The organism is Bradyrhizobium sp. 179, from assembly GCF_023073535.1.
GTDB lineage: Bacteria > Pseudomonadota > Alphaproteobacteria > Rhizobiales > Xanthobacteraceae > Bradyrhizobium.
In genome coordinates, this window is the sequence record NZ_JADPJR010000043.1 from 1 (window position 1) to 25,326 (window position 25,326).

Annotated in this window: 23 protein-coding genes and 1 pseudogene; 13 read left to right on the plus strand and 11 right to left on the minus strand. The window is 64.6% G+C overall.

Going from position 1 to position 25,326, the window contains the following annotated elements:
• The 3 genes from IVB12_RS10185 to IVB12_RS10195 form a co-directional block, all read right to left on the minus strand.
• A partial coding sequence (locus IVB12_RS10185; protein ID WP_247298399.1) for a hypothetical protein occupies positions 1–283 on the minus strand: 283 nt, incomplete at its 3' end.
• Between the two features lie 150 nt (positions 284–433).
• Entirely contained in the window at positions 434–1,573 is a 1,140-nt protein-coding gene (locus tag IVB12_RS10190; RefSeq protein WP_247298401.1) for a DJ-1/PfpI family protein, read from the minus strand.
• A gap of 146 nt (positions 1,574–1,719) precedes the next feature.
• On the minus strand, positions 1,720–2,274 hold the full coding sequence (locus IVB12_RS10195; protein WP_247280046.1) for a PAS domain-containing protein: 555 nt from the start codon (positions 2,272–2,274) through the stop codon (positions 1,720–1,722).
• 453 nt (positions 2,275–2,727) lie between these two features.
• Here IVB12_RS10195 and IVB12_RS10200 point away from each other — a divergent pair, with 453 nt between their 5' ends.
• Complete coding sequence (locus IVB12_RS10200; protein WP_247298404.1) at positions 2,728–3,546, plus strand: rhomboid family intramembrane serine protease; 819 nt, start codon at positions 2,728–2,730, stop codon at positions 3,544–3,546.
• Between the two features lie 247 nt (positions 3,547–3,793).
• A complete protein-coding gene (locus IVB12_RS10205; protein ID WP_247298407.1) occupies positions 3,794–4,222 on the plus strand; it encodes a CBS domain-containing protein in 429 nt (142 codons plus the stop codon).
• A gap of 6 nt (positions 4,223–4,228) precedes the next feature.
• Here the strand turns inward: IVB12_RS10205 and IVB12_RS10210 are convergent, their stop codons facing one another.
• The gene (locus IVB12_RS10210; protein WP_247280043.1) at positions 4,229–5,260 is read right to left on the minus strand and encodes a patatin-like phospholipase family protein; all 1,032 of its coding nucleotides are present in this window, start codon (positions 5,258–5,260) and stop codon (positions 4,229–4,231) included.
• A 241-nt stretch (positions 5,261–5,501) separates the two neighbouring features.
• On the opposite strand from IVB12_RS10210, the gene IVB12_RS10215 reads away from it, so the two are divergent.
• From IVB12_RS10215 to IVB12_RS10225, 3 genes and pseudogenes are all read left to right on the plus strand, one after another.
• Positions 5,502–6,590, plus strand: a complete 1,089-nt coding sequence (locus tag IVB12_RS10215) for a hypothetical protein (RefSeq protein WP_247298410.1) — start codon at positions 5,502–5,504, stop codon at positions 6,588–6,590.
• 137 nt (positions 6,591–6,727) lie between these two features.
• Positions 6,728–7,165, plus strand: a complete 438-nt coding sequence (locus IVB12_RS10220) for a hypothetical protein (protein ID WP_247298413.1) — start codon at positions 6,728–6,730, stop codon at positions 7,163–7,165.
• Positions 7,166–7,713: 548 nt separating this feature from the next.
• Positions 7,714–10,177, plus strand: a pseudogene (locus IVB12_RS10225) (EAL domain-containing protein).
• Here the strand turns inward: IVB12_RS10225 and IVB12_RS10230 are convergent.
• The 3 genes from IVB12_RS10230 to thrS form a co-directional block, all read right to left on the minus strand.
• Positions 10,163–11,431 (minus strand): serine hydrolase domain-containing protein, encoded by a 1,269-nt coding sequence (locus tag IVB12_RS10230; RefSeq protein WP_247298416.1) that lies wholly within the window; start codon positions 11,429–11,431, stop codon positions 10,163–10,165. The pseudogene IVB12_RS10225 and the gene IVB12_RS10230 overlap by 15 nt on opposite strands.
• A 63-nt stretch (positions 11,432–11,494) precedes the next feature.
• Positions 11,495–12,058: a nitroreductase gene (locus IVB12_RS10235; protein ID WP_247298418.1), complete on the minus strand. Its 564-nt coding sequence runs from the start codon at positions 12,056–12,058 to the stop codon at positions 11,495–11,497.
• Between the two features lie 92 nt (positions 12,059–12,150).
• On the minus strand, positions 12,151–14,193 hold the full coding sequence (gene thrS, locus IVB12_RS10240; protein ID WP_247298421.1) for a threonine--tRNA ligase: 2,043 nt from the start codon (positions 14,191–14,193) through the stop codon (positions 12,151–12,153).
• Positions 14,194–14,379: 186 nt separating this feature from the next.
• Between thrS and IVB12_RS10245 the strand changes: the two genes are divergently transcribed.
• A complete protein-coding gene (locus IVB12_RS10245; protein ID WP_247298424.1) occupies positions 14,380–15,555 on the plus strand; it encodes an MFS transporter in 1,176 nt (391 codons plus the stop codon).
• A gap of 91 nt (positions 15,556–15,646) precedes the next feature.
• Positions 15,647–16,024: a hypothetical protein gene (locus IVB12_RS10250; RefSeq protein ID WP_247298426.1), complete on the plus strand. Its 378-nt coding sequence runs from the start codon at positions 15,647–15,649 to the stop codon at positions 16,022–16,024.
• Positions 16,025–16,066: 42 nt separating this feature from the next.
• Here the strand turns inward: IVB12_RS10250 and IVB12_RS10255 are convergent, their stop codons facing one another.
• Complete coding sequence (locus IVB12_RS10255; protein ID WP_247298484.1) at positions 16,067–17,392, minus strand: alpha/beta hydrolase; 1,326 nt, start codon at positions 17,390–17,392, stop codon at positions 16,067–16,069.
• A 315-nt stretch (positions 17,393–17,707) separates the two neighbouring features.
• On the opposite strand from IVB12_RS10255, the gene IVB12_RS10260 reads away from it, so the two are divergent.
• Together IVB12_RS10260 and IVB12_RS10265 are read left to right on the plus strand one after the other, a co-directional pair.
• On the plus strand, positions 17,708–19,081 hold the full coding sequence (locus IVB12_RS10260) for an amino acid permease (protein WP_247298428.1): 1,374 nt from the start codon (positions 17,708–17,710) through the stop codon (positions 19,079–19,081).
• Complete coding sequence (locus IVB12_RS10265; RefSeq protein ID WP_247298431.1) at positions 19,078–20,289, plus strand: hypothetical protein; 1,212 nt, start codon at positions 19,078–19,080, stop codon at positions 20,287–20,289. Before IVB12_RS10260 ends, IVB12_RS10265 begins: the two co-directional genes overlap by 4 nt.
• Here IVB12_RS10265 and IVB12_RS10270 read toward each other — a convergent pair whose 3' ends face one another.
• Both IVB12_RS10270 and yidD read right to left on the minus strand, forming a co-directional pair.
• Positions 20,290–20,499 carry a hypothetical protein gene (locus IVB12_RS10270; protein WP_247298436.1) on the minus strand — a complete coding sequence of 70 codons (210 nt, stop codon included), beginning with the start codon at positions 20,497–20,499 and terminating at the stop codon, positions 20,290–20,292.
• Between the two features lie 83 nt (positions 20,500–20,582).
• Positions 20,583–20,921 (minus strand): membrane protein insertion efficiency factor YidD, encoded by a 339-nt coding sequence (gene yidD / locus IVB12_RS10275; protein ID WP_247298438.1) that lies wholly within the window; start codon positions 20,919–20,921, stop codon positions 20,583–20,585.
• 248 nt (positions 20,922–21,169) lie between these two features.
• On the opposite strand from yidD, the gene IVB12_RS10280 reads away from it, so the two are divergent.
• Complete coding sequence (locus IVB12_RS10280; RefSeq protein WP_247298441.1) at positions 21,170–22,081, plus strand: hypothetical protein; 912 nt, start codon at positions 21,170–21,172, stop codon at positions 22,079–22,081.
• A gap of 149 nt (positions 22,082–22,230) precedes the next feature.
• Here IVB12_RS10280 and IVB12_RS10285 read toward each other — a convergent pair whose 3' ends face one another.
• Positions 22,231–22,686, minus strand: a complete 456-nt coding sequence (locus IVB12_RS10285; RefSeq protein WP_247298444.1) for an iron-sulfur cluster assembly scaffold protein — start codon at positions 22,684–22,686, stop codon at positions 22,231–22,233.
• Positions 22,687–22,927: 241 nt separating this feature from the next.
• Between IVB12_RS10285 and folE the strand changes: the two genes are divergently transcribed.
• From folE to IVB12_RS10300, 3 genes are all read left to right on the plus strand, one after another.
• A complete protein-coding gene (gene folE / locus IVB12_RS10290; protein WP_247280881.1) occupies positions 22,928–23,620 on the plus strand; it encodes a GTP cyclohydrolase I FolE in 693 nt (230 codons plus the stop codon).
• Positions 23,621–23,649: 29 nt separating this feature from the next.
• Positions 23,650–24,072 (plus strand): phosphoribosyl-AMP cyclohydrolase, encoded by a 423-nt coding sequence (hisI, locus tag IVB12_RS10295; RefSeq protein WP_247298447.1) that lies wholly within the window; start codon positions 23,650–23,652, stop codon positions 24,070–24,072.
• 167 nt (positions 24,073–24,239) lie between these two features.
• Positions 24,240–25,322 (plus strand): lytic transglycosylase domain-containing protein, encoded by a 1,083-nt coding sequence (locus tag IVB12_RS10300; RefSeq protein WP_247298449.1) that lies wholly within the window; start codon positions 24,240–24,242, stop codon positions 25,320–25,322.
• Positions 25,323–25,326: the final 4 nt, after the last annotated feature.

Genomic DNA, 25,326 nt, shown 5'->3' on the forward strand with positions numbered 1-25,326 from the left:
CACCACCGCCACCACCACCACCGCCGCCGCCACCGCCACCGGCATCACGCATCGCGGAGCTATAGCGAGGATCGCTCTGCTTCATGTAAGTCGGCGAGGTGTCGCGATGGGTGACGACGCGTCGTCCGCCCTGGTTCGGCATCTCGATCAGGCTGCCACAGCCCTCGAACAAGGCGAACTCGCAGCCGTATGTGCGGTACTGCGCGGCGTTGGCGCTGGTCGCGGTGAACGCGGTCGCCGCAACGAAGGCAATCAAAGCAACTTTCGGCAATGTGAGTTTCATGGAAATTCTCCAGCCTCGGTTCGGCGAGACCAGAACGGCCCGCACGGTTCTTCGACGGAGGCTGGTTGAAACCGGTTCGAGCGGGTGGGTTCACGCCCGCGTGAGCCGCGAGCGGGGAGGACGTCACGTTGCAGCGAGATCGCGCTGGGATCAATCCAGCTTCGGATATTCCAGCTGCATCGCCACGAAGTCGGCGGTGCGCGATCCGTAGCGTGCATCGATCGCACGCAGCGTTTCATCCAGCGCCTGTGCCGGCGGCGAGGTGCCGGCTGCCGGCAGCGTCTGCTGCGCAGGCCAATCGTCCGCGATCCGGTCCGGCAGGATGCCAAGGCCTCCGCGGCTCGTGCGCGCCTCTGCCGTGGCGGCGAAGGTGAGGGCGCGTGAGCGATAGGTCCGCGACCATGCATCGGCGACCAGTGCGAGCGAGACCTCGTCGACACCTGGCGTCAGTGCGATACCGAGCTGCTCGCGCTTCCAGAAGGCGAGCGTGTTCGCGATCGCCGTCAGTGCGAACGGGCGCGTGAAGCTGAACGCGTCGCTGCGGTGGCGCGCATCCCAGGCCGCAAGGCCGATGTCGCGGGCGACCGCCTCGGCCTTGGCGCGACCGGCAATGGCCTCGATCAAGGTGAGGGCCATCGGCATGGATGCGGTGATGCCGGTGGTCGTTGCGACGCCCCGGTCGACGACCAGCCTGCGGTCCGCCGTATAGCGGATCGTCGAATGCTTCTGCAGATCGCGCACCGAATACCAATGCGTCGTGGCTCTCTTGCCGTCGAGCAGCCCGGTGTTGGCAACGACCGTGGCGCCGACGCAGACGCCGATCACGATCGCGCCCTTGCCGGCCTGGCTCCTGATCCACTGCAGGACGACTGTGTCGTCGTCGCGGCTCATCGCGGGCACGATGACGTAATCGGCGCCGTCGGGATGCGCGGCGTCGAACTCGGCGATGGTCGCATGGGGCTGCACCCTGAGTGCGGGATAGAGCGTGACCGGTCTCGGCTGCGTCGCCAGGGTGAGGACGTCGGCGATGTCCGCCCGCGCGAGGATGCCGTAGGGCATCAGATAGTCGGTGGTCTCGCTCATGTCGTTGATGCCGACGATGGCGATCAGGGGGCGCTGTCGCTTCGGCGGTTTCAGCGCGGCCAGCGTCGCCTCGGCTTCGTCTTTGGAGATTGCAGGCGCGGTTCCCGATGCCGGCGCGCCTGGCAGCAGGAGCAGCCACGTTCCGCCGATCGCCACCAGCAATGCCACGCTGCCAAGGAGGGTCCATGCCAGAATGCGCCAGCTCATGATGATGTCACCCGCTCGTCATCTCACGCGGCGCGGAAACTATCCGGTCGGGACGACTTCGGGAATGACGCAAATCCGGCAAAAACGGTCATGCCGCGCGCGACGATCCATCGCGCGATCGGCACCTGCGCAGGAGCTTTCGAAGTCTACCGCAGCCCCTCATACACCATCAGCCCGCGAGCGATCTGCAATTTGCGGATCGCACGCGGCAGCAGTTTCTCCGGCTGATGCAGATAGCGCCAGGAGGTGAGGGTGAAGGCACCGAGCACCCCGCATTCATCGTCGAACGGTGCGAGCACGCCGGTCACGCTGACAGGCGTATGCGGGCGGGCATTGAAGGGCAGCAGCAGCAGCTCGAGATGCGCCTTGCTGCCGTTTTCGCGTTGAGCCGTGACACCGGCAATCGCACCCAACGTCTCGTCGGCGACGATCGTGGTGATCTCCTCGATCTCGCCGCGGCTGGCTTGCGTGAACAGCGCCGCAAAGCTCCGGTCCTTGAGATCGCCCCCGGCGAGCGCACAGACGCGCGTGCCGGCGACGCGGAACGGGAAGCCGAGCTTCTGCTCGCAGGACAGCACGAAGATGTCGCCGAGCAGGTCGCGGACGGCGGCCGGATCGATGTCGGCCCGATCGGGGGCCCGTGCTGCGCCGCGCTTGTTGTCCCAATACGCGAAGAACTCGCGGCTCGACGGATGTTTCATGACTGACGCTTATCCGGGGCGCAACCTCCCGGGACAAACCTGTCCCGCTTCAGTGCACCCGCGATCCCTTTCGTTGTTGTGCAGGAGGGGATCTGCAGCGTCCATGCCGCGGCGGTGTTTTCAGCTCCTCGGCGGCAGTCTTTGCGTTGTTAACGTTAAATTAACTATGCGCTTTCCACCGCCAGCCTGCCTGCTAAGGTGATCGCGGTCGCAAGCCTCGCCGCTTTCTCCAGGTTCTCGGCGAGGCTTGTACACAGGGCGTCAAACAGTTTGGTCGCGGGCCGCCGGGAGGGGTGGGGACACACCTTATTCCCGGAAGGTACCGGAAGGCCGACAGCACGGACAGGGAGGGCTTTCCCAGGGCCCTCCCATTTCCTTTTGTGCACTTGCGCAAGGCCGGCAAAGGCGACTATCTCCAAGCACCGCTCCGATCGCGCTGAAAGCGAAGCTGCCTTGGATTCCCCGCAAGATTTTCCGCAAGGTTCTCAACCGGACGTGCCGGCCGCCGTTGAGGAGGCTTCGCGCGAGCCGATCCTGACGCTGCCCGCGGCGCTGACCGGCTATATCGCCCTGCTGGCGCTGATCCATCTGCGGGTGCTGCTGCCGCCGGAGATCGAAAACTGGACCATCGACGTCTTCGGCTTCATCCCGAAGCGCTACGATTCCTCGCTGCTCAATCTGCAGATTCCGGGCGGGGCGGGTGCGAAGGTCTGGACCTTCGTCACCTATTCGCTGCTGCACGCCAATTTGACCCATCTCGGCTTCAACGTGCTGTGGCTGCTGCCGTTCGGCAGCGCGCTGGCGCGGCGCTTTGGCGCCATCAGGTTCTTCGTGTTCATGGCAGTGACGGCGGCGGCCGGCGCGCTCGCCCATCTCGTCACCCATGAGCATGCGGTGGCGCCGATGATCGGCGCGTCGGCCTCGGTGTCGGGGGCGATGGCGGCGGCGATCCGCTTCGCGTTCGCCCGCGGCAGTTTCCTGTCGTTCAGCCGTTCGGACGCCGATACCGCCGCAAAGGTTCCGGCGCTGCCGCTGTCGCGCGCGTTGCGCGACGGACGGGTGGTCGGTTTCCTCAGCGTTTGGTTCGGCGTCAACATCATCTTCGGCGTTGGCGCAATTGGCATCGATGCCGAGACCACGAGCGTGGCCTGGCAGGCCCATATCGGCGGTTTCTTCGCGGGACTGCTGCTGTTTGCGCTGTTCGATCCGGTGCCGCGCATGCGAAGCGATGCTGCGGATGCGTCATCACGGGACGTCTCAGACCGTATTTGAAGCGGCGCTTGCGGCGCGGCCCGAATTCATCCATCATTCCCGAGAAGAATGTTCCGAAGCTGCAAGCTGATCGAGCATGATCCGGAAAAGCGTTAGCGGTTTCCGGCGAGATCATGCTCAGACGGTAATAAGGCAATGCTTCGCAAGGCGCCCGAGCGTGAAACCGGAGCTGAAACTGTTAGTTGAAGACTCGCGAACAAGTTCCGGATCGCCAAAGGGCGGACGGCTCCGATTCAGGGAGGCGACAATGACGGTACGTTCCATTCTCAATACCAAGGGCCACCAGATCGTGAGCGTCGAGCCCGACGCCAAGCTGTCGGCCGCGATCAAGCTGCTCGGTGAGAAGAAGATCGGCGCGGTGCTGGTGATGAACCAGAGCCGGCTCGAAGGCATCCTGTCCGAGCGCGACATCGTGCGCGTGCTCGGCGAACGCGGCGCCGGCGTGCTGGATGAGCCGGTCGCTCAGGTCATGACCCGCAAGGTGGTGACCTGCAAGGAGACCGACACAGTCGCCGAACTCATGGAGATAATGACCACAGGCAAGTTCCGCCATCTGCCCGTGATCGACAATGGCAAGGTGGTGGGCCTGATCTCGATCGGCGACATCGTCAAGCGCCGCGTCCAGGAATACGAGGCCGAGCAAGAAGCCCTGCGCGACTACATCAAGACGGCTTGAGCGGCTTTACTCGCTGATCTTGGGCGCCGCGCCTTCGGGCGGCGGCGCCAGCACGTGGATCGCTTCCTGAATGGAGTCCAACGCACGCTCGGCGGCGCGGGTGCCCAAGGCGATGAGGTCATCGGCACGGTGGAAGTCGAACCAGCCGAAATGGCCGACCCGCGGCGTGATCAGCATATCAGGTGGATCGCCGGCGAGGCGGGCGCGGGTGATGCGGTCCTGCATGATGTTGAAGGCGTCGACCATCACCGACGAAAGGCCGGGGCGGCTGCTGCTTGCGCCGAAAAACTCGCGCTTCACCGTTTTCTCAGGCGAGAAGAATCGCGGGAAGCGCCGTTTTGACGTTGTCTCCTCAGGCACGGGCACGACCGGTTCGGGCATCGCGCCGTGGGAATAGACCGTCGTCGAATAGGTGAAGATATCGCTGGAAAGATTTGCCGCGATAACGATTTCGGCGCCGAGCGCCCGTGCCGCCGAGACCGGTACCGGATTCACCAGCGCGCCGTCGACCAGCCAGCGGTCGCCGATCAGGACGGGAGAGAAGATGCCGGGCAGCGCATAGGAGGCGCGCATCGCGTCGACCACGCGGCCGCGCGTCAGCCAGATCTCGTGGCCGGTGCGGACCTCGGTGGCGACCGCCGCGAACTTGATCGGGAGATCCTCGATCAGGGTCCGACCGCACGCTTCCTCGAGCCGGGTCGCCAGCTTCTCGCCGCCGATCAGGCCTGAGCCGTTGAGGCGGATGTCGAGATAGCCGAGGATGTTGCGCATGCCTTGCAGGCTGCGGCCCCATTCTTCCAGCGTATCGAGCTGGCCGGCCGCATAGAGGCCACCGACCACCGCGCCGATCGAGGTGCCGACCACGACGTCAGGCGCGATGCCGTTGGCGAGCAGAGTCCGGATGATGCCGATATGGGCGAAGCCGCGCGCCGCGCCGCCGCCGAGGGCAAGGCCGATGACCGGCCGGCGGATGCTGCCCAAGCCGACTTTCTCGCTATTCGAGCCGTTCGCACCCCGGCCCTTCAAGATGTCCAGCACTGAAAAACTCCCCTACGCCGGGGCCAGGCCCGTATCACTAGACTAAGCACCGCACTGGCGCTCCGCCAGAACCGGGGCAGAGCATGGTTTATGCCGCTTTGGGAAGGGCACAGGGCAGGAGTATGGCGATGGACGGTTGCTGCGAGACTAATCACGCAGGCGTCAACCGGGTTCCAAATGACCGTATTCCAGCGGGTTCCTGAGGCTTGAATTTGCCGCGTTTTCAGTGAAAAGCAGGGGCATGACACGCGGGGGTGACGGCATCATCAGATGGCGGCGCAGCGATCGGCTGCTGCCGGCGCTGACCCTTGCGGCGTGCCTTGCGTCCTTCGGCCCGGTCTCGCTTGGCCAAAACGCGGCGCAAGCGCAGCTTTTTTCCGATCGTCCGCCGCCGGTGCCCCCTGCGTCGGTGCCGGACCCCGGCGGCGCCATCAATCTGGCACCGCCCTCGGGAGCAGGCGCCGGGCCGCTGAGCCTGCCGCCGACCCTGATGCAGCCGGCTTCGCCCAGCATGCCGCCGCCCGCGGTCACGACCGTGCCGCCGGCGGCGCCGCTGAATGCCGCCGTGCCCGGCCAGGGCGTGCTGTCGCTGACCGCGAAATACGGCAAGGATGCTCCTCCGATCACCAGCGGCCTGGTCTGGCGCGTATTTGCCGACCGTCCCGACGAGAACGGCACCTTCAAGCTGATCCGCGAGGACCGCAACGCCACGCCCAACATCGTGCTGCCGCCGGGCAATTACGTCGTGCACGTCGCCTTCGGCCTCGTCAGTGCGGTGCGCACCGTCAGCCTGAAAGCGGAGACCGACCGTGAATCCTTCGTGCTGCCGGCCGGGGGCTTGCGCATCGAGGGCCGCGTCGGCACCAGCCGCATTCCGCAGAACCAGATCTCGTTCGCGATCTACAAGGGCAGCCAGTTCGAATCCGGCGAGCGGGCCTCCCTGGTGCCGAACGTCGCCGCCGGCGACGTCGTGCTGATACCGGAGGGCACCTACTACATCGTCTCCAACTATGGCGATGCCAACTCTGTGGTGCGCTCCGACATCCGCGTCCAGGCCGGCAAGCTCACCGACGTCACCATCACCCACCGCGCTGCCGTGATCACGCTCAAGCTCGTCAGCGACAGGGGCGGGGAAGCGCTGGCCAACACCGCCTGGTCGGTGCTGACCCCGGGCGGCGACGTCATCAAGGAATCGATCGGCGCCTTCCCGCGCGTCGTGCTCTCCGAAGGCGAATACCGCGCCATCGCCAAGAACGAGGGCAAGGTCTACGAGCGCGGCTTCAACGTCGTGAACGGCGTCGACGGCGAAGTCGAGGTCGTCGCGCGGTGATGCTGGCGGCGATGCCCCGCCGGTGGTGGTCTGGTCCGGATGCTGGGCTTCGCGCCTCGAAGATCCTCCGCTTCTCACATGGCGCACAAGCGCACCATCTTCCGTTACCTCTGCGATAGGTGAGCAGACGCTCACTGTTGCCGCTCCTGTGTTTTGAATCCATGGGCCTGCGCGGCCAAGCAGCGTCTCGAGGCGCGAAGCAACACCGCCATCAGCGCCTTATTCCCGAAGCGCGAGTTCACCGCACCGGTGGACGATGCTCAATTCCGATCATCAATTTTTATTCTCTTTCCATCCTGCTGGGTTATATGTCGCAGTCGGATGCGCAGATCATCGACGCCTGCGCCATCGGTAATGAGCAGGGGGCCCGGCCCGTCGGCATGTTCGAAGTGGTCCTAACAAGGCGCAAGCGGTTTGGCTGGCGATGGCAAGTGTGCGACCAGTCCGGCAAGATATTTGCGGACGGGTTCGAGCGCACGCGCCCGTCCGCCAAATATCAAGGCGAACGCGCGCTGTTCTTCCTGCTGTCGCAGGCCCATTTGAACGACCGCTCCGCCGCCTCGAGCGAGGACTAGCGGCACACCTGCGCTTTGCACTGAATTCGTAACCGGGTGAGCGGCTTGTCCGCACTAGCTCGGCGAGCGAAGTCGGAAGCGACACTCGGGATGCACGGCAAGATTCCCGGATCTCGCTTCGCTCATTCGGATTACGAGACCTTGCGTTGCCCGCCGGGCGAAACGCCAAGCCGTGGGTCAACGTGCGCCATCCAACATATGGCGGTCCGTGGGAGCCAACCGGCTCCCGGTCTTCCCTGCGCCCTCTTTCATGAGAGGGCAAGGCATCGAAGCAGAGCTCGGGCGAACAAGCCGCGAGGATGCGAAGGTGTGTCTGCGATTGAGCTGGGCGTTAGAGGTCGCAATGCCGACGTTGATGCAGTTGCGCGACGCCGCGTCCACGTCTCAGCATGCGTAGAAGCGCAACCGTCATAGTCTCTAACGCCCACTAACCAACACCTGACTTAAAACTGTCATAATCACCGAACGGAACCTGCGCCTGTGCGCTCTTTACACGCCGTTAAGCGCACCTGCATTGGATGCGCCCGGATAGTGCGTTGGGGACTGCCATGAGTGCCGCAAAGAAAGTGCCGGGAAAACCGGCCGTCGAAATGTTCGATGACATCCCGGTGCTTCAACGCAAATGGCGTGCCGCGTTGAAGCCGGGCGAACGGCTGCCGCGTTACGAGGACGTGATGCTCGGCAGCCTCGGACGACTCGCCGACCATATCGCGCTGCTGAAAGGTGACGGCGCGCTCGAACTGTCGCGCAGCGGACGTTACGTGCAGAAATGGCTCTGCGAGGAGCGCTGGGGCATTCCCGTCGCGGAGCTGTCGCCCGACTGCGCCACGGCGCTGACGGAAGCGGCCGCGATCGCGCTCGCAACGGGGCGGCCGCATCACGCGAGCGCGCATTGCGTGCGCGACGGCATGGTCAGGACCTACGATCTACTGGCGCTGCCGACCGCCTCGCGCCGGAGCGCGACGCTGGTCGGCACCTACATCAACGAGCGCGGGAGGGCAATATAATCTCCTCGACGCAATTTTTTCCGCGACCGATGACGCGGTCGTCTCGCTGACGACGCTGCGCGACGCAAGCGGCAAGCCGTTCGATCTCCAGATCGTGCACCACAACAAGAGTGCGAGCGCGCTGCTGAAGGCCGCGACCGGAAGCCTGCTATGGGGGCGGGTCAGTGAGGCAGGCACGCTGCTGGCCGCGCCCGAGATTATGGACTTCCTGCTCAAGGCCGTCTCGGGCGGCCGCTGCGAGCAGCTCGAGATCGAGAGCGACGGACGACACCTGCGCCTCGGCACCACCGCCTTCGCCGACGTGGTCTCGTTGACGATCTCCGACGTCACCGCGTTGAAGCGGCGCGACGCCTCGTTCCGACTGCTGTTCGACAACAACCCGATGCCGATGTGGGTGTTCGACGCAAAGACTAAGCAATTCCTTGGCGTCAATGACGCCGCGGTCCAGCATTACGGTTACAGCCGCGCCACCTTCCTGCGCATGAAGCTGCACGAGATCTGGCCCGAGGACGAGTGGAAGAGCCACGCCGAGGCGCTCGAGCGCGTCGGCGATGCCTATCATTCCTCGCGCAACTGGCGGCACTTACGCCCCGACGGCAGCGAGATCGAGGTGCTCACCTTCGGCCGGCGCGTCGCCTTCGACGATCGCGACGGCTATCTGGTCGCGGTGGTCGACATCACCGAACGGCGCAAGGCCGAGGGGCGGATCGCCCACATGGCCCATCACGACGGGCTCACGGACCTGCCGAACCGCGAATATTTCCAGGAGCGGCTGAAGCAGGCGCTCGACCAGGCCGGCGGAAAGCGGGTCGGCGTGCTCTACATCGATCTCGACCTGTTCAAGAACATCAACGATTCCTTCGGGCATCCGGCGGGCGACCGCCTGCTCAAGCAAGTAGCCGAACGCCTGACCAATGCGATTCGCGGTGCCAATCTCGCGGCGAGGCTCGGTGGTGACGAGTTCGCCGTCATCCTGGCGGCCGACGTCTCGCCGAACGAGGCCAGCGCCTGCGCGACCCTGCTGATCGACATGTTGAAGGCGCCCTATGAGATCGACGGCCAGGAGATGGTGATCGGCGCCAGCATCGGGATCGCGCTGTCACCGGGGGATGGCGCGACGTCGGAGGAATTGATGCGCAACGCCGACATGGCCCTGTACCGGGCGAAGTCCGACGGCGGCTGCGTGCACCATTTCTTCGAGCGCGAGATGGACCTTCAGGCGCAGAAGCGCCGCGACATGGAGCTCGACCTGCGCCGCGCCTTTGCCAATGGCGAGTTCGAGCTGCACTACCAGCCGTTGGTGTCGATCGCGTCCGACCGCATCTCCGGCTTCGAGTCGCTGTTGCGCTGGCGGCACCCGGACAAGGGCATGATCTCGCCCGCCGAGTTCATTCCGGTCGCCGAGGACATCGGCCTGATCACCCAGCTTGGCGAATGGGTGTTGCGCGAGGCCTGCGCCGAAGCCGTCAAATGGCCTGTCGACGTCAAAGTCGCGGTCAATCTGTCGCCGGCGCAATTCCGCGGCCGCAACCTGGTTCAGGTCGTGATCTCCGCTCTGGCGCAGTCCGCCCTGTCGCCGAGGCGGGTCGAGCTCGAGATCACCGAGTCGATCTTCCTGGCGGAGACCGAAGCCAATCTGGCCACGCTGCATCAATTGCGCGAGCTCGGCGTCGGCATCTCCATGGATGATTTCGGCACGGGCTATTCCAGCCTCAGCTATCTCCGCAGCTTCCCCTTCGACAAGATCAAGATCGACCGTTCCTTCATCAAGGATCTGGCGCAGCGGCCCGATTGCGGCGCGATCGTGCGCGCGATCTCCGGTCTCGGCCGCAGTCTCAACATCACCACCACGGCGGAAGGCGTCGAGACCGAGGATCAGCTCGACTGGCTGCGCGCCGAGGGCTGCAACGAGGTGCAAGGCTTCCTGTTCAGCGCGGCGCGGCCCGGCGCCGAGATCGCAAAGCTGCTCGCCGATTTCGGCCAGCGCGCCTCACGGGCGGCGTAGATCCGGAGGATAGCAATCGTAGACCAGTGCCTTGAACGCGGGTGTGATGCGGCTGCGCTCGTTCTGGGTCTGCTGCATCATGAGGTAGACCATGTCGAGCTTGGGATCGACGCCGAAATAGGTGCCGCTGCCACTGTCCCATTTCAACTCGCCGATCGAGCCCGGCGGCGGCGGTTTCGCGTTGCCGGGATCGGTGCGCACCGCAAGACCGTAGCCATAGCCGAAGCCGTCGCCCGGGAAATAGAAATAGTCGCGTCCGACGCCGGACCCGGGTCCGATGTGGTCGGTCGTCATGGCCTTGAACGCAGCCGGGCTCAGATAACGCTTGCCCTCGAACTGGCCGCCGTTGAGCAGCATCTGCGCGAAGCGCTGATAATCGGTGATGGTCGAGAGCAGCCCGCCGCCGCCGGACTGCCATTCGGGATGGTCGAGGCGCTCGCGCTCGGCGGCGAGCAGGATGAAATCGTTCGGCAGTGGCCGAGCCATCCGCGCCAGCTCGTACTCCGTCGCCAGCGCAAATTTGGTGCTGTTCATGCCGAGCGGAGCGAAGATGCGTGCTTTCAGGAATTCGTACAGCGTCTGGCCCGAAATGATCTCGATGAGGGCGCCGAGCACGTCGGTGGAATGACCGTAGCGCCACAACGTTCCCGGCTGCCGCGCCAGCGGCAGCTTCGCGATCCGATCGGCGAACTCCCTGTTGTTGAACTGACCTTCGAAGATATTGGCGGCCTTGTAGGCCTGCTCGACCCATTTGCCGCCGATATAATCGTAGCTGATGCCCGAGGTGTGCCGCAGCAGGTCCTCGATGTTGACGGGACGGACCGGCGGCACGAGATCGAGCTCCAGCTTGCCGTCGGGCTTGGTAATCTCGAGGCCCACCTTGGTGTCGGCGAAGAGCGGGACGTATTTCGACACGGGGTCGGTGAGCGCGAGCTTGCCCTCGTCGATCAGCATCATCGCGCCGAGGCACGTGATCGGCTTGGTCATCGAGTGAATGGCGAAGATCGTGTCGGGCGTCATGCCAAGGCCGGTCCGGACGTCGCGCACGCCGAACGTTTTGAGATAGACCGGCTTGCCGTGCTGCTGGACCAGGATGACGGCGCCCGGCAGCCGGCCGCTTGTCACCTCGTTATCGAAATATGCGGTGATGCGATCGAGTCCGTCGGGCGACGGGGAAGGGATGTCGGCGGCGCGACCTCGCGCCATCGAGCCGGCGAGCACCGCGGCTCCGACCAGAAACTCACGCCGTCTCATCCGGGCTTCCTCCCTCGGCGGGATCAAAGCCGCAACACGCCAAGGGCGTCAACAAGACATCGATTAAAAACGCGTCACGATTTCCGAAAGGAACGGTCGCGGACGGTCTTCGCTCGGCTTGGTCGGCGTGCCGATATGGACGAAGCCGGCGAGCTTTTCGTCCGGCTTGAGGCCGAGGCCATCAAGCACGTCGCGATCGAAGGCGAACCAGCCGGTCAGCCAGCAGGCGCCGTAGCCGAGCGCGGTTGCGGCCGTGACGATGTTCATGGCGCTGGCGCCCGCCGACAATTCCTGCTCGAAGGCCGGCACCTTCGGGTGCGGCTTGGTGAAGCTGACGATGCCGATCACCAGCGGCGCGTCGGTGAGGCGCTTGCGCTCGATCTCGATGTCGGCGGCGGGCGCGCCTGGATTCTTCCGCGCGAAGACCTTCGCGATCACCTCGCCGGCGCGCTGGCGGGCATCGCCCTCGAAAATGATGAAGCGCCAGGGCGCCAGCTTGCCATGATCAGGCACGCGCGCGCCGATGGTGAGGATGGTCTCGAGCTCGGCTGCGGAGGGGCCGGGCTCGGTCATCTCGCGCGGCTTGACCGAGCGGCGGGTCTTCAGGAGTTCGATTGCATCGGGCACTGCGATATCCTCTTGACTGGTCGGCGGACGTGCACACCCGAGATAGGCATGCACGCCCCCAACCGGAAGCGAATTTAGATCGATTTCAGGGATCAGACGGCGCCACGCGCCCGCTCGACGTCCGGCGGCGTTGCCTCCTGCACCAGCGCGGCGATCGCCTCCTGCGTCGTCATCACCTTCTGGCCGTCGCTGCCGAGCCGGCGGACCGACACCGAATGCGTCTCGGCTTCCTTCTTGCCGACCACGAGCAGCGCCGGGATCTTGGCCAGCGAGTGCTCGCGGACCTTGTAGTTGATCTTTTCGTTCCGCAGGTCGATCTCGACCCGAAGGCCTGCGCGCCGCGCCTGCTCGAGGACCTGCTTGGCATATTCGTCGGCTTCCGAGGTGATGGTGGTGACCACCACTTGGACCGGCGAGAGCCAGAGCGGGAAGCTGCCGGCATAGTGCTCGATCAGGATGCCGATATAGCGTTCCATCGAGCCGCAAATCGCGCGGTGCACCATCACCGGCGGTTTCTTGCCGCCGTCATGGTCGATGTAGAACGCGCCGAACCGCTCGGGCAGGTTGAAGTCGACCTGGGTGGTGCCGCACTGCCAATCGCGACCGATGGCGTCGCACAGCACATATTCGAACTTCGGACCGTAGAAGGCGCCTTCGCCCGGATTGATCTCGGTCTTGATGTGGTTGTTCTGCGACTGGATCTCGCGCAGCACCGTCGCCATCACACGCTCGGCGTGATCCCACATCGCGTCGGTGCCGACGCGTTTCTCCGGCCGGGTCGAGAGCTTCACGGTGAGATCGCCGGTGAAGCCGAAGTCGGCGTAGGTCGACAGGATCAGGTCGTTGATCTTCAGGCATTCCTCGGCGAGCTGATCCTCGGTGCAGAAGATGTGCGCATCGTCCTGGGTGAAGCCGCGCACGCGCATCAAGCCGTGCATGGCACCGGAGGGCTCATAGCGATGCACCACGCCGAACTCGGCAAGGCGCAAAGGCAGGTCGCGATAGCTTTTCAGGCCGTGCTTGAAAATCTGCACGTGACCGGGGCAGTTCATGGGCTTGAGCGCAAACCAGCGCTTGTCCTCGGCCTCGTCGCCGGCCGACTGCGCCGCGAACATGTTCTCGCGATACCAGCCCCAATGGCCCGAGGTCTCCCACAGCACCTTGTCGAGGATCTGCGGCGCGTTGACCTCGCTGTAGTCGCCGGTCAGGCGTCGCCGCATATAGGCGATGAGCTGCTGGAAGATGGTCCAGCCCTTCGGGTGCCAGAACACGACGCCCGGACCTTCCTCCTGGAAATGGAAAAGGTCGAGCTCGCGTCCGAGCTTGCGATGATCGCGCTTCTCGGCCTCCTCGATCTGCTTGAGATAGGCGTCGAGGTCCTCCTGCTTGGCGAAGGCAGTGCCGTAAATGCGGGTCAGCATCGGGTTATTGCTGTCGCCGCGCCAATAGGCGCCGGCGACCTTCATCAGCTTGAAGGCATTGCCGACCTTGCCGGTCGAGGTCATGTGCGGGCCGCGGCAGAGATCGAACCAGTCGCCCTGGTAGTAGATCTTGATCGGCTCGTTGCCGGGAATGGCGTCGACCAGCTCGACCTTGAAGGCTTCGCCCTTGTCGCGGAACACCTGTTTGGTCTTTTCGCGGTCCCAAACCTCCTTGGTGAAAGGTTTGTCGCGCGCGATGATCTCGCGCATCTTCTTTTCGATCGCGGCAAAATCTTCCGGGGTGAACGGCTCGTTACGGAAGAAGTCGTAGTAGAAACCGTTCTCGATCACCGGGCCGATGGTGACCTGGGTGCCCGGCCACAGCGATTGCACGGCTTCGGCCAGCACGTGCGCACAGTCGTGGCGGATCAATTCGAGCGCGCGGGGATCATCGCGATTGACGAATTCGATCCGGGCGTCGGCCTCGATCGGGTCGTCGAGGTCGGCGAGCGTGCCGTCGAGTGCCATCGCCACAGTGCGCTTGGCCAGCGACGGCGAAATGCCCTTGGCGATATCGAGGCCGGTGATGCCCTTGTCGAACTGACGCTGGGCGCCGTCGGGGAAGGTGAGGGTGACTCTGGGGGCGGGCGTCGCGGGCTTCAGATTGGAGAGGCTGTACTGGAAGCCGGACTCGGATTTGGGCTGGTCGGTCATTGCTTTACTCCTGAGGCTCACTCCTGCGAACGAGCGCAGGTAAGCGGGAACGAGCGATATATCAGCCGATTCGGCCTGCGCAATCCGGCAATTCCAAGAAAGTGGCGCGCAAAAGCCGGAACGGTGCACCAACTATTTCAGACCGTGCCCTTTAACAGACCGCAGCTCTGCTCTACATGCACTTGCATGGAAAGATCGCCTGCCGTCCGCCGCTTCGCGCCAACCGCTCTGATGCTCGGCAACATCGTCACCGGCTGCTCGGTGCTGGCACCGGCGGGCATGCTGCCGGAATTGGCGACCGGGCTCGACGTCAGCATCCATGCGGCCGGGCTCCTGATCACCTTTGGCGCCATCACGCTGTGCATTGGTTCGCCGCTGACGGCGTGGCTCACCAGTCGCATCGAACGGCGGACGCTGCTCACGACGACACTGGCCGTGCTTGCTCTCGGCAATCTTGCCTCGGCCTTTGCACCCGATTATGCGAGCCTCCTTGCAATCCGTCTGGTGATGCTCGCGATCGGCGCGCTCTATACGCCGCAGGCTGCCGGCACGGCGGCGCTGATCGTGCCGGTGGAGCGACGCGGCAGCACCATCGCCTACATCTTCCTCGGCTGGTCGCTCGCTGCCGCCGTCGGCCTGCCGCTGATCACCTTCATCGCCAGCCGCTATGGCTGGCGCGCCGCCTATGGCGAGATCGGCGCGCTCGGCTGCATCAGCTTCCTGCTGCTGCTGCTGCGCCTGCCGGCGGGCCTGAAAGGCGCGCCGGTGGACATCAAGACCTGGGCCGAGGTCGGCCGCACCAGGACCATCCTGCTCCTGCTCGCGATCACCATGCTGCAAATGTCCGGGCAGTTCGTGGTGTTCACCTTCATGGGCCCGCTGCTCAAGAAGCTCACCGGCGCCGGACCCGATGCCATCGGCATCGTGTTTGCCCTGTACGGGGTCTGCGGCTTCCTCGGCGTCGCCATCGCGACCCGCATCGTCGATACCTGGGGGCCTTATCGCACTTCGCTACTGTTCACCTGCCTGCTGCTTGCGGGGGTCACGGGCTGGGCGCTCGGCGCCGGCACGCTTGTCTTGATGGCGGGCGCGGTCGCAGTCTGGGGCCTTGGCTTTGCCTCCACCAATTCGATGCAGCAGGTGCGGCTGGTCGCGGCCGCGCCATCACTGGCATCGGCGACCGTCGCCCTCAACACGTCCGTCCTCTATATCGGTCAGGCGGTCGGCTCGGCCATCGGCGGATTACTGTTCGCCCGCGAGCTCCTGCACACGCTCGGCTTCGTCGCGGTCGGTTTCGTGGTGCTGGCGCTGATGCTGGTGGTCCTGACCAGGCCCCGGCGGGCTGCCGCCGCAACAGCCTGAATCTCGCAGCTTCCTGTGTGCAAGGTGCTTGGCAAACCGAGCATGAGGGCGCTAGAACGCCATGCATGGGGACCAAAGAGAGTTGACTGAAATGAGGATGATTCTGGCGGTTGCCGCGGTGCTCTATTCAGCCTCCGCATTTGCGCAAGCCGACAAGCCACCGATGGTGGGGGACAAGCCGCTGGTGCAGGTCAAGCCCAAAGGGACCAAAGAGGCTGCGGCCAAGCCCGCCGCGGCGGCGAAGGGTAAGCCGCAATCGATCGCGAGCCGGCTCCAGGCCTGCCTCGAGATCGACGACGGCACCAAGGACCGCCTCAACTGCTACGACGCCGTGATCCCGCCGGCGCCGAAGCCGAAGCCGGCGAAGGCCAGGGGCTACGCAGACTGCCGTTTCTTCAAGGAAGAGGACGAGCGGCTGGCCTGCTTCAACGGCTTTGCCGAGAGCATTCCGAAGCTGCCGAAAACCTAAGCGAGAGACCGGGCCCCTCGATGGCTTTACGGTCACGTCCGTTTAGCGGCTCGATGCGGATGGATTGGTAGAGGCCACGCGCGTGAGCGCAAGCGCGGGCGTCGCCGACATCTTCACCAGCACGTCCTTGAGCGGATCCCGCGTCCAGGCCCTCGTCACGTAGTCGCGATGGGTGATGCCCTCGCCAGTCTCGACGAACACCACGCTGCCGGGCCGCAATGGCCCGTCCATGTCCTCGGAGACGCTGATGCCCTTCTGCCGCAGCAGGCTCATCAGCTCGCGGTCGCGGCGCGCGGTGTAGCGGGTGTAGGCGCTGACGAAGAAGCCGGAGCGGTGGCTCTCGATCCAGGACGCGAACTTGTCCATTTCGCCATAAACGGCATCGAGCAGCACGACGCCGCGCACGCGGTCGCTGATGCCGCCGACCTCCAGACTCCAGGCCGTCGGCAGGAAGCCGCCGCTATAGCCGACGATCACGATCGGCATGTTGGCGAAGGCCCGCGCGCTGTTGGGATCGCCGGTCAGGCGGGCGAGGTGGTTGGCCGATTCCTCCATGAAGCGCTTGAAGCCGCCTGCCTGCCAGAATTTGCCGGCGCTGGAATCGGCGGCATCGACCGCCATCTGCGGCGCAAGCAGGACGACATTGGCGCCGGAATCGGTGATCTGCTTCGGTACTAGCTGCCGGTCGCGCACATCGCGCTCGAGCGTGGCGCCATTGCCGTGGAAGAACACCACGATCACGCCCGGCTTGCGGACGTCGAAATGCTCAGGGACGTGCACCAGCACGCGGCTGTCGCTGTAGGTTTCGTCCTGCCAGTAGACGCGCCCCGAATAGCTGCGGTGGCCGCGGCGGTCGCCCTTGGAGATGTTGAGGAAGGGTGCGTCGGAGGCGGGGTTGTTGCCGAAATAGGGAAAAGCTGACGACTTCATGCTGACGAGCGTCGTCAGGTCCTCACGGGGCGGGCGCTTGTAGGGGAGTTGCGGCTCGAGCGAAGCGACCTTGTAGGGCGCCTGCTCAGCCTGCGGCTGCTGCTGGACGGCGCGCTTGGGCGAGAAGTCCGACATCTGCCGTTGCAGCAAGCTCTCGCTCGCCGAGGGGAAACGCTCCTTGAACTGCGGGGCCGGGAAGCGATCCTCGAACGTGTCGCCGCTTGCCACCTGCGCATGTGTCTTTGCGACCACCTGCACGTTAGCCTGCGAGTTCGCTGCGAGCGCCGCCGGATTGGGGGCCTTGCCGCATTGAACCAGCGTCAGCGACAGCGGCACCAGGGCTGAAAACAGGCCGACCCGGAGCACACGACCGCGCGCGCCGGACGTCGTCCGATCGGCAGGCGCATTAGCTCTCAGTTTCGGAACGGCCCCGACCATCCACCCATGACCCCAAGTCACGTCCATCGGCAATTTCAAATCAATTCAGCCGACTGGCGTTTAGGTGACGTTAAGCGTCCAGAGAAATTTCCCACATCCGGAACCGTCAAAGGGACCATGCAATCGTGTCGTGATTGTGGGGAAGGGAAAAGGGATTCTCGGGGGATGTGCAGCTTTATCGCCCAAGACCGGACGTGAAAGGTGTCAACATACCCGTCACGTCTGCCTCATTTAACCCTTGTTAACCCTGCTTGAATTGACTGGATTCAATCTGCGCGATGTCTCCCGATGAGGCGTGACGCCTTGAGAACCCCGATGACGGCATCAGATGCGGGTACCGCGCCCTGGACTGGCCGGCTGACCGAAAGCGGGTCGGGCGTCTCTGTTCTGGTCGCAACCGCCATCGTCATTGCCGACATGATTGGGGTCGGCGTCTTCACCAGCCTCGGCTTCCAGGTCAAGGACATCCCGTCCGGCTTCTCGATCCTGCTGCTCTGGACAGTCGGCGGCATCGTCGCGCTGTGCGGGGTGTTCTCCTACAGCGAGTTGGGCGCGATGTTTCCGCGCTCGAGCGGGGAGTACAATTTCCTCGGCCGCGCCTACCATCCCGCCTTCGGCTTTCTCGCCGGCTGGGTCTCGGCGACGGTGGGGTTTGCGGCACCAGTCGCGCTCGCCGCGATGGCGTTCGGTGAATATGCCAAATCGGTCGCGGACGATCTGCCGCCGATTCCACTCGCCATCGGCGTGGTGTGGCTGGTCTCGCTCGTGCAACTGACCGGCGTCAGGCACTCCTCGACGTTCCAATTGATCTCGACGATTTTGAAGGTCGTGCTGATCGTCGCTTTCCTGGTGGCCGGCTTCGTCATCGGCGTGCCGCAGCAGATCGCCTTCACGCCGGAGCCGGGCGATCTCGCCCACATCGTCAGCGCGCCCTTCGCGATCGGGCTCGTCTTCGTGATGTACTCGTTCTCGGGCTGGAATGCCGCGACCTACATCATCGGCGAGATGACCACGCCGCAGCGGAGCCTGCCGCGCGCATTGCTCGTGGGCACGCTGATCGTGCTCGTCCTCTACGTCGCGCTGAACGCGGTGTTCCTCTACTCGACGCCGGTCAGCGCGCTGGCGGGCCAGCTCGACGTTGCCAGCGTCGCCGGCAGCGCCATCTTCGGCGGCCTCGGCGGCCGGATCGTCGGCGCGATGATCTGTGCCGGTCTGATCTCCTCGATCAGCGCGATGATGTGGATCGGCCCGCGGGTGATGATGACGATGGGCGAGGACATTCCGGCGCTGCGCGTGTTCTCGCAACGATCGGCGAACGGTGCGCCGGCGTATGCCATCCTGTTTCAGCTCGCCGTCGCGAGCCTGCTGCTGTTCACGCGCAGCTTCGAGGCGGTGCTCGACTTCATCCAGTTCGCGCTGCTGTTCTGCTCGTTCTTCACCGTCGCCGGCGTCATCAAGCTCCGCATCACCGATCCCGATTTGCCGCGGCCCTATCGCGCCTGGGGATACCCGTTCACGCCGCTCGTTTTCCTGCTCGTGACCGCGTTCATGATGTACTACCTCTTGACCGAGCGGCCCGTGCAGTCGCTGTCGGGGATGCTCGTCATGCTCTCGGGTCTGGTGATTTATGTCGTCTTCCGCAGGCGGCCGCTGACCGCTGCCGCTTCACCACATCGCGAATCGACATGATCCGACCCCTGAGAATTGCGGCCGTCGTTCTTGCCTTGCTGGCTGCGGCCGTCTCGTCCGCACGCGCCGCCGACGTCACCTTCGACGACACTGCGCGCTTCCTTGCGGGCATGCAGCCTTCGGCGGACTCGCCGCTGGTGCCGCTCACGAAGGATCCAGGCTGGCAGCGTCATGCAAAATTTTTTGACGGCGCTTTCGCCCAGCTCGAGCAGCGGCAGCTCTCGAAGATCCGCAATTGGGCCGACGCCAATCTCGCCGCGCCGCGGCCAACCATGTTCTACATGTTCAGCGGCCCGGACTTCCTCTACGCCAATGCCTTCTATGCCAAGGCGAGCACCTACGTGCTTGGCGCGCTGGAGCCGGTGGGAGCGGTGCCCGACCTGACGCGGCTGCCGCGTAGCTCGATCGGCGCTGCGCTCTACAACGTCGAGCGATCGCTCGGCTCGATCCTGAGTTTTTCCTTCTTCATTACCAAGCAGATGAAGGTCGACCTGCACGCCAATCAGGTCAACGGTACGCTGCCGATCCTCTATGTTTTCCTCGCGCGCTCCGGCAAGACCATCCGCAATGTCGAGATGATCGCGCTCGACAACAAGGGCGGGGTTCACACGGCCGGCGACAATCCGGGACCCAACGCGACGCATGGCGTCCGCATCACCTTCGCCGGCAGCGACGGGGAAGCGCGCACGCTGTATTATTTCTCGACTGATCTTTCCAATTCCGGTGCGCGCGCGGCTGGCCTCCTGAAATTCTGCGAGACGCTGGGCCCCGGCAACAGCCTGCTCAAGAGCGCGTCCTATCTGCTGCATTCCGGCAATTTCACCCTCGTGCGCGACTGGCTCCTCGCCAACAGCGCCACCATCATCCAGGACGATTCCGGCATTCCGCTCGCGAACTACAATGCACGGCAATGGCGGTTCTTTCCGTTCGGCCGCTATCTCGGTCCGATCGATGAATTCGCAAGCCGCTACCAGGAGCGCTACGCCGAATTGTTCACGCGCGCCCAGCCGATCGATTTCGGCGTGGGCTATCGCTGGCGGACGCATGAGTCGAACTTGCTGCTGTCGGTGAAGGTGCCGGGCGGCGAGATCGCGCCGGCGGAGACCACCTCGTCCGCCGAGCCGTCGTCAAGGCCGCCGAGGCCGAAGCGGCTACGCCCGCCGGAGTCGATCCCGCCGCAGTCCGGACGTTTCTTCTGGTTCCGTTAGTTACCAGTGCACATTCTGGCTCGGCACGATGAACGCTGTCGTGCTTGGCGGCGTGGCGAAGCTCGTCGCCAGATACCAGCCGGAGCTGATCACGAGCACCAGCAGGGCGACGATCGCGAGCAGATCGATGATTCTGGGATCGTGATGGCCTCTCCGGCCAGAATTCAGGCCAAGCCCGGAGGGAAAATGACGGCTGATTTTCCAGCGCATTGTTGTTTCCTCCCGATGGGGAGCATCACATCAACGCGAGGCGAGAGTTCGGGTTCCGAGCGGGACGGACAGCACCGCAGTACTCAGGATGCGTTGACCCCGCGCCAGCGGCCGTAGCGCCAGGGCAAATACCAGCGCGCGCCTTCCGGTGCGGTGAGCGGTACGTTGTCGATGCCCGAGGTGCCGAAAGGATTGCAGCGCAATAGGCGCGCGAGTGTCATCCAGCCGCCGGCCCAGAGTCCGAACCTTTCGATCGCCTCGTCGCCATAGACGGAGCAGGTCGGCAGGTGCCGGCAATTGTAGCCGACCAGGGGCGACAGCGTGTGCCGGTACAGCCAGATCAGCGCGCGGCCGAATCGGCGCGGGAGCCGGAGCGCGCCCGCCACCGGGCTGGAACAGTGCTCGTAGGCTGAATGCTTCATGTGCGCTTTGCTGTAACGTTAAGCGAAGTATTGCTCAGTTCCGCAGCAGGGAACTGTAAGCTCTTGTTTGCGCGCCATATTTTGCCTGCTTTTTGGGAGCAGTGCAGCAAGTATCTGTGGACGATCTGTATTCGCCCGGATACCATTTTTATGACGCCCGTGTGTAGAAACATACGCCTGTATGATGGACTCAGCGGGCGCTACCGGGGATTGTTTGGGGACCTTTAGGGCTTGGGGAAGGAACCAGATTGAGACTTCTGAACTCCCTTAATCTTCGCGGCTGGTTGCTGGTGGGAACCGCCGTGTGTGGAGTCGCGCTGGCTGGCGCCGTCGCGACCCTTGGAACGTCAGCGCGAGCCGGTGCTGCGCTCGAAGAGCGCAAGCTGCCGATGAAGTTCAGCTGGGTGGCCTGCGAGCCGAACTGCCGCGGCTGGGTCAGCGCGGTCGGAATCATCACCGCCGATACGCCGAAGGCTTTTGAGGAGTTTGCTCGCGGACGCCAACTGGGCGGCGCCACGGTGGTGCTCGATTCCAGCGGCGGCTCGGTCAACGACGCGATCACGCTCGGCCGACGCTTCCGCAACCTCGGACTTCTGACCACGGTCGGCATCAGCGTTCAGAACCGCGGCGGGCAAGGCGCCCGTCCGGCGGTCGCGCCGGGGGCCTATTGCGAATCCATGTGCGTGTTCCTGCTGCTCGCCGGCAAGAAGCGCTATGTGCCGGAAGCTGCCCATGTCCGGGTCCACCAGATCTGGATGGGCGACCGCGCCGACGATGCCAAGGCTGCGAGCTACAGCGCCCAGGACTTGATGATCGTGGAGCGCGACATCGGCAGGCTGGCCAAATACACGTTCGACATGGGGGGTGCCGGCGATCTGCTGTCGCTCGCACTCAGCGTGCCGCCCTGGGAAGATTTGCATGAGCTCGACGCCGGAGAGCTTAAGCTCACCAATCTCGTGACCACCGACCTCGTGGCCGACGTGTTGCCGCACGTGGATATCTCCGCACCGGCAATGGCAGAGCTTACACCGAAGACGCAGGCCAGGTACGGCGCGGAACCGGAGCAGCCGCAGCAATCTGCCAAGTCGACCAAGACCGCGGAAGCCCTGGTACCGACGGCCGGCGGCGTGGCGACACCAGCGGCGGCGGCGCAGAAGTAAGCGATATGCTTTGATGGGTCATCCGTGGCGCGCGTCGGCGCGAGCCCGGAAGATCGGCAACCTCTGGATCCGGGTTCGATGCGGAGCCTGTCGTCGGACTGGTCAATAGGCCGGGTCCGGTGGCATCGCCCCGGAATGACGGAGAGCGGTCAGCCCTGCGCCGCCGCCGGCTGCTTCGCCTTGGCCTCGATCTGACCGATGGCATCGACCACCGCATCGAAGGTGAGAAGGGTCGAGGCATGCCGCGCCTTGTAGTCGCGGACCGGCTCGAGGAACTTGATCTCTTCCCATTTTCCTTCAGGAGGCGCACCGTTCTCCTTCAGCATCTTGCGAACGGTTTCGCGCAACTCACGGAGTTCGCTCGCAGTAGACCCCACGATCCGACTTGCCATGATGGACGAAGAGGCCTGTCCCAAGGCGCAGGCCTTCACGTCATGGGCGAAGTCGGTGACGGTGTCCCCGTTCATCTTGAGGTCGACCTTCACGGTCGAGCCGCACAGCTTGGAGTGGGCAGTGGCGGAGGCATCGGGGTCCGACAGCCGCCCGAGCCGCGGAATATTCCCGGCCAGTTCGATGATCCGCTTGTTGTAGATGTCGTTCAGCATGTGATGGAGTCCAGCACTTCCGCACCCGATCGGTCTTGGCGGGCGGCGTCCAGGGTCCTATATAGGGTCGGAACTCGCGGAAAAACAGTCCAGCGGCCCACCGGCGGTGATCCAGAATGGTGCGGCCGGCGTGGCGACGAGCGGACATTTTTCGCCAAGACTGTTCTGTTCAGGCGTCCGGCGGCTTGCCGCCCGTCTGCCGGTGACACTCCGGCCCGCAAGGCCGTCGAACGGAGTCGATATGGACGCTGCAATCAAATCCATCCGCCCCAACAAGCCCTCGGACCGGCAGCCCGAGAGCCGCCCGGCCGAGCTTGATCCCGCTGAATTTCTCGCAGCCGCCGTGCGCGCCGACCAGCCGCGCCCTGCGCGCGCCGAGGCGGAAGCAGCGGTAAAGACACTGCTCGCCTATATCGGCGAGGATACCGAGCGCGAAGGCCTGCTCGACACGCCGCGCCGCGTGGTCGAGGCCTTCGACGAGCTCTATCAGGGCTACCACCAGTGCCCGGCGGAGGTCCTGGACCGCACCTTCGGCGAGACGGCGGGCTATGACGATTTCGTCCTGGTGCGGGATATCGAGTTCACCTCGCAATGCGAGCATCACATGATGCCGTTCTACGGCAAGGCGCACATCGCCTATACGCCGGTGGAGCGCGTCGTCGGCCTGTCCAAGCTCGCGCGCCTGACCGATATCTTCGCCCGCCGGCTCCAGACCCAGGAACATCTGACGGCGCAGATCGCGGCCGCCATCGACGAGGTCCTCAAGCCGCGCGGCGTGGCCGTGCTGATCGAGGCCGAGCATACCTGCATGTCCGTGCGTGGTGTCGCCAAGCATGGCGCCTCCACCTTCACCAGCCGCTTCACCGGCATGTTCCGCGACAATCCGGCGGAGCAGGCCCGTTTCCTGTCCCTTGTGCGAGGCCTGCAGCGCTGACCTCGCCAACGTTCTAAGCGAGGACGCTCGTGTCCGCCCACTCCCACGAAATCGAGGAAGGTCTCGCCTTCCAGCCGAAGTTCGACGCCGCGGGCCTTCTGACCTGTGTGGCAACCGACGTCGTCAATGGCGACGTCCTCATGGTGGCGCACATGAATGACGAGGCGCTGCGCAAGACGATCGCGACCGGCGAAGCCTGGTACTTCAGCCGCTCGCGCAATGTCTTGTGGCGAAAAGGTGAGACATCGGGTCAGACCCAGCGCGTGGTCGAGATCCGCACCGATTGTGACCAGGACGCGGTCTGGATCCGCGTCGAGCAGATCGGCGCTGCCTGCCACACCGGGCGACGTTCGTGCTTCTATCGCAAGGTCGAGGCCGAGGGCGGCGGCGCCAGGCTCGTCTTTGTCGATGCCGAACGGCTGTTCGATCCGGGCGACATCTACAAGAAGTAGCCATCCGTCATTCCGGGGCATGCGAAGCACGAGCCCGGAATCGATCGTGCGACATCATGTGCGGTGGAAATGGATTCCGGGGCTCGCAGCTTCGGTGCGCCCCCGAATGACTCGGTTCGGCGGGGCGCGAGCCAAATTTACCCCGCATTAACCATACCTGTTCCACGATGAGACGACAGGGTGCCGAATTGCCGGCGCCGCTCAATGCCGCGCGGGGCGGGCACTTCATCATGTCGGTCGACAAGTTCAGTGCGACGCAGACGGCCGGTCTCGATCCGTCGCGGGCGCGCGTCGCCGGCGCGATCAAGCAGGCCTCCAATATCTCCGGCGTCAGCTTCCAGTACATGTTGACCACCGCCAAGATGGAATCGGATTTCAATCCGACGGCCGGTGCCACCACCTCGTCCGCGCACGGGCTCTATCAGTTCATCGATCAGACCTGGCTCGGCACAGTGAAGGAGGCGGGCACTCAGCTCGGCTATGGCAGCTACGCCGACGCCATTACGAAGACCGCGTCGGGCAACTACATCGTCGATGATCCCGTGATGAAGCGGTCGATCATGAAGCTGCGCGACGATCCCGAGGCCGCGTCCAGCATGGCGGCGGCGCTGACGCAGTCGAACAGTTTCAAGCTCACCGGCCTGCTCGGGCGCAGGCCGAGCGACAGCGAACTCTACATGGCGCATTTCATGGGCGTCGGCGGCGCCGCGAAACTGATCGCCAATGCCGAGGACAATCCGCAGGCCGTCGGCGCGCGGCTCTTTCCCAATGCGGCCGCCGCCAACCGCTCGATCTTCTACGCCAATGACGGCCGCGCGCGCAGCGTCTCCGAAGTCTACTCGGTGCTGGACGCGCGCTTTGCCAGCGCGGCGAATTCCAAGATCACCCGCAGTGCGATGGCGATGTATGGCGGCGCGCCCTCGACGACGCAGGTGGCGAGCGCCAACGGCGTACTGCCGACAGCGCCGGTGATCGACAACGCCGCTTATCTCCAGACCTTCCCCAATACACGCGCCGTGACGCCCGTCGGTGTGACGTCACCTACAACGCTCGCGGACAATGCGCCGACCACGCCGGCGTTTCGTTCAATCTATCAGCCCGACGACGCCACGCAGCCGGTCTCGATCGCTGTGCAGAAATTGTGGGGCAACAACGCCTCGCTCACCTCGGTGGCCTCAGCAACGCCGGACGTGCGTCCGCCGCAGCCGCTCGATCTCTTCAGCGATCGCAGCGGCACGTTCTCGAGCTAGCATC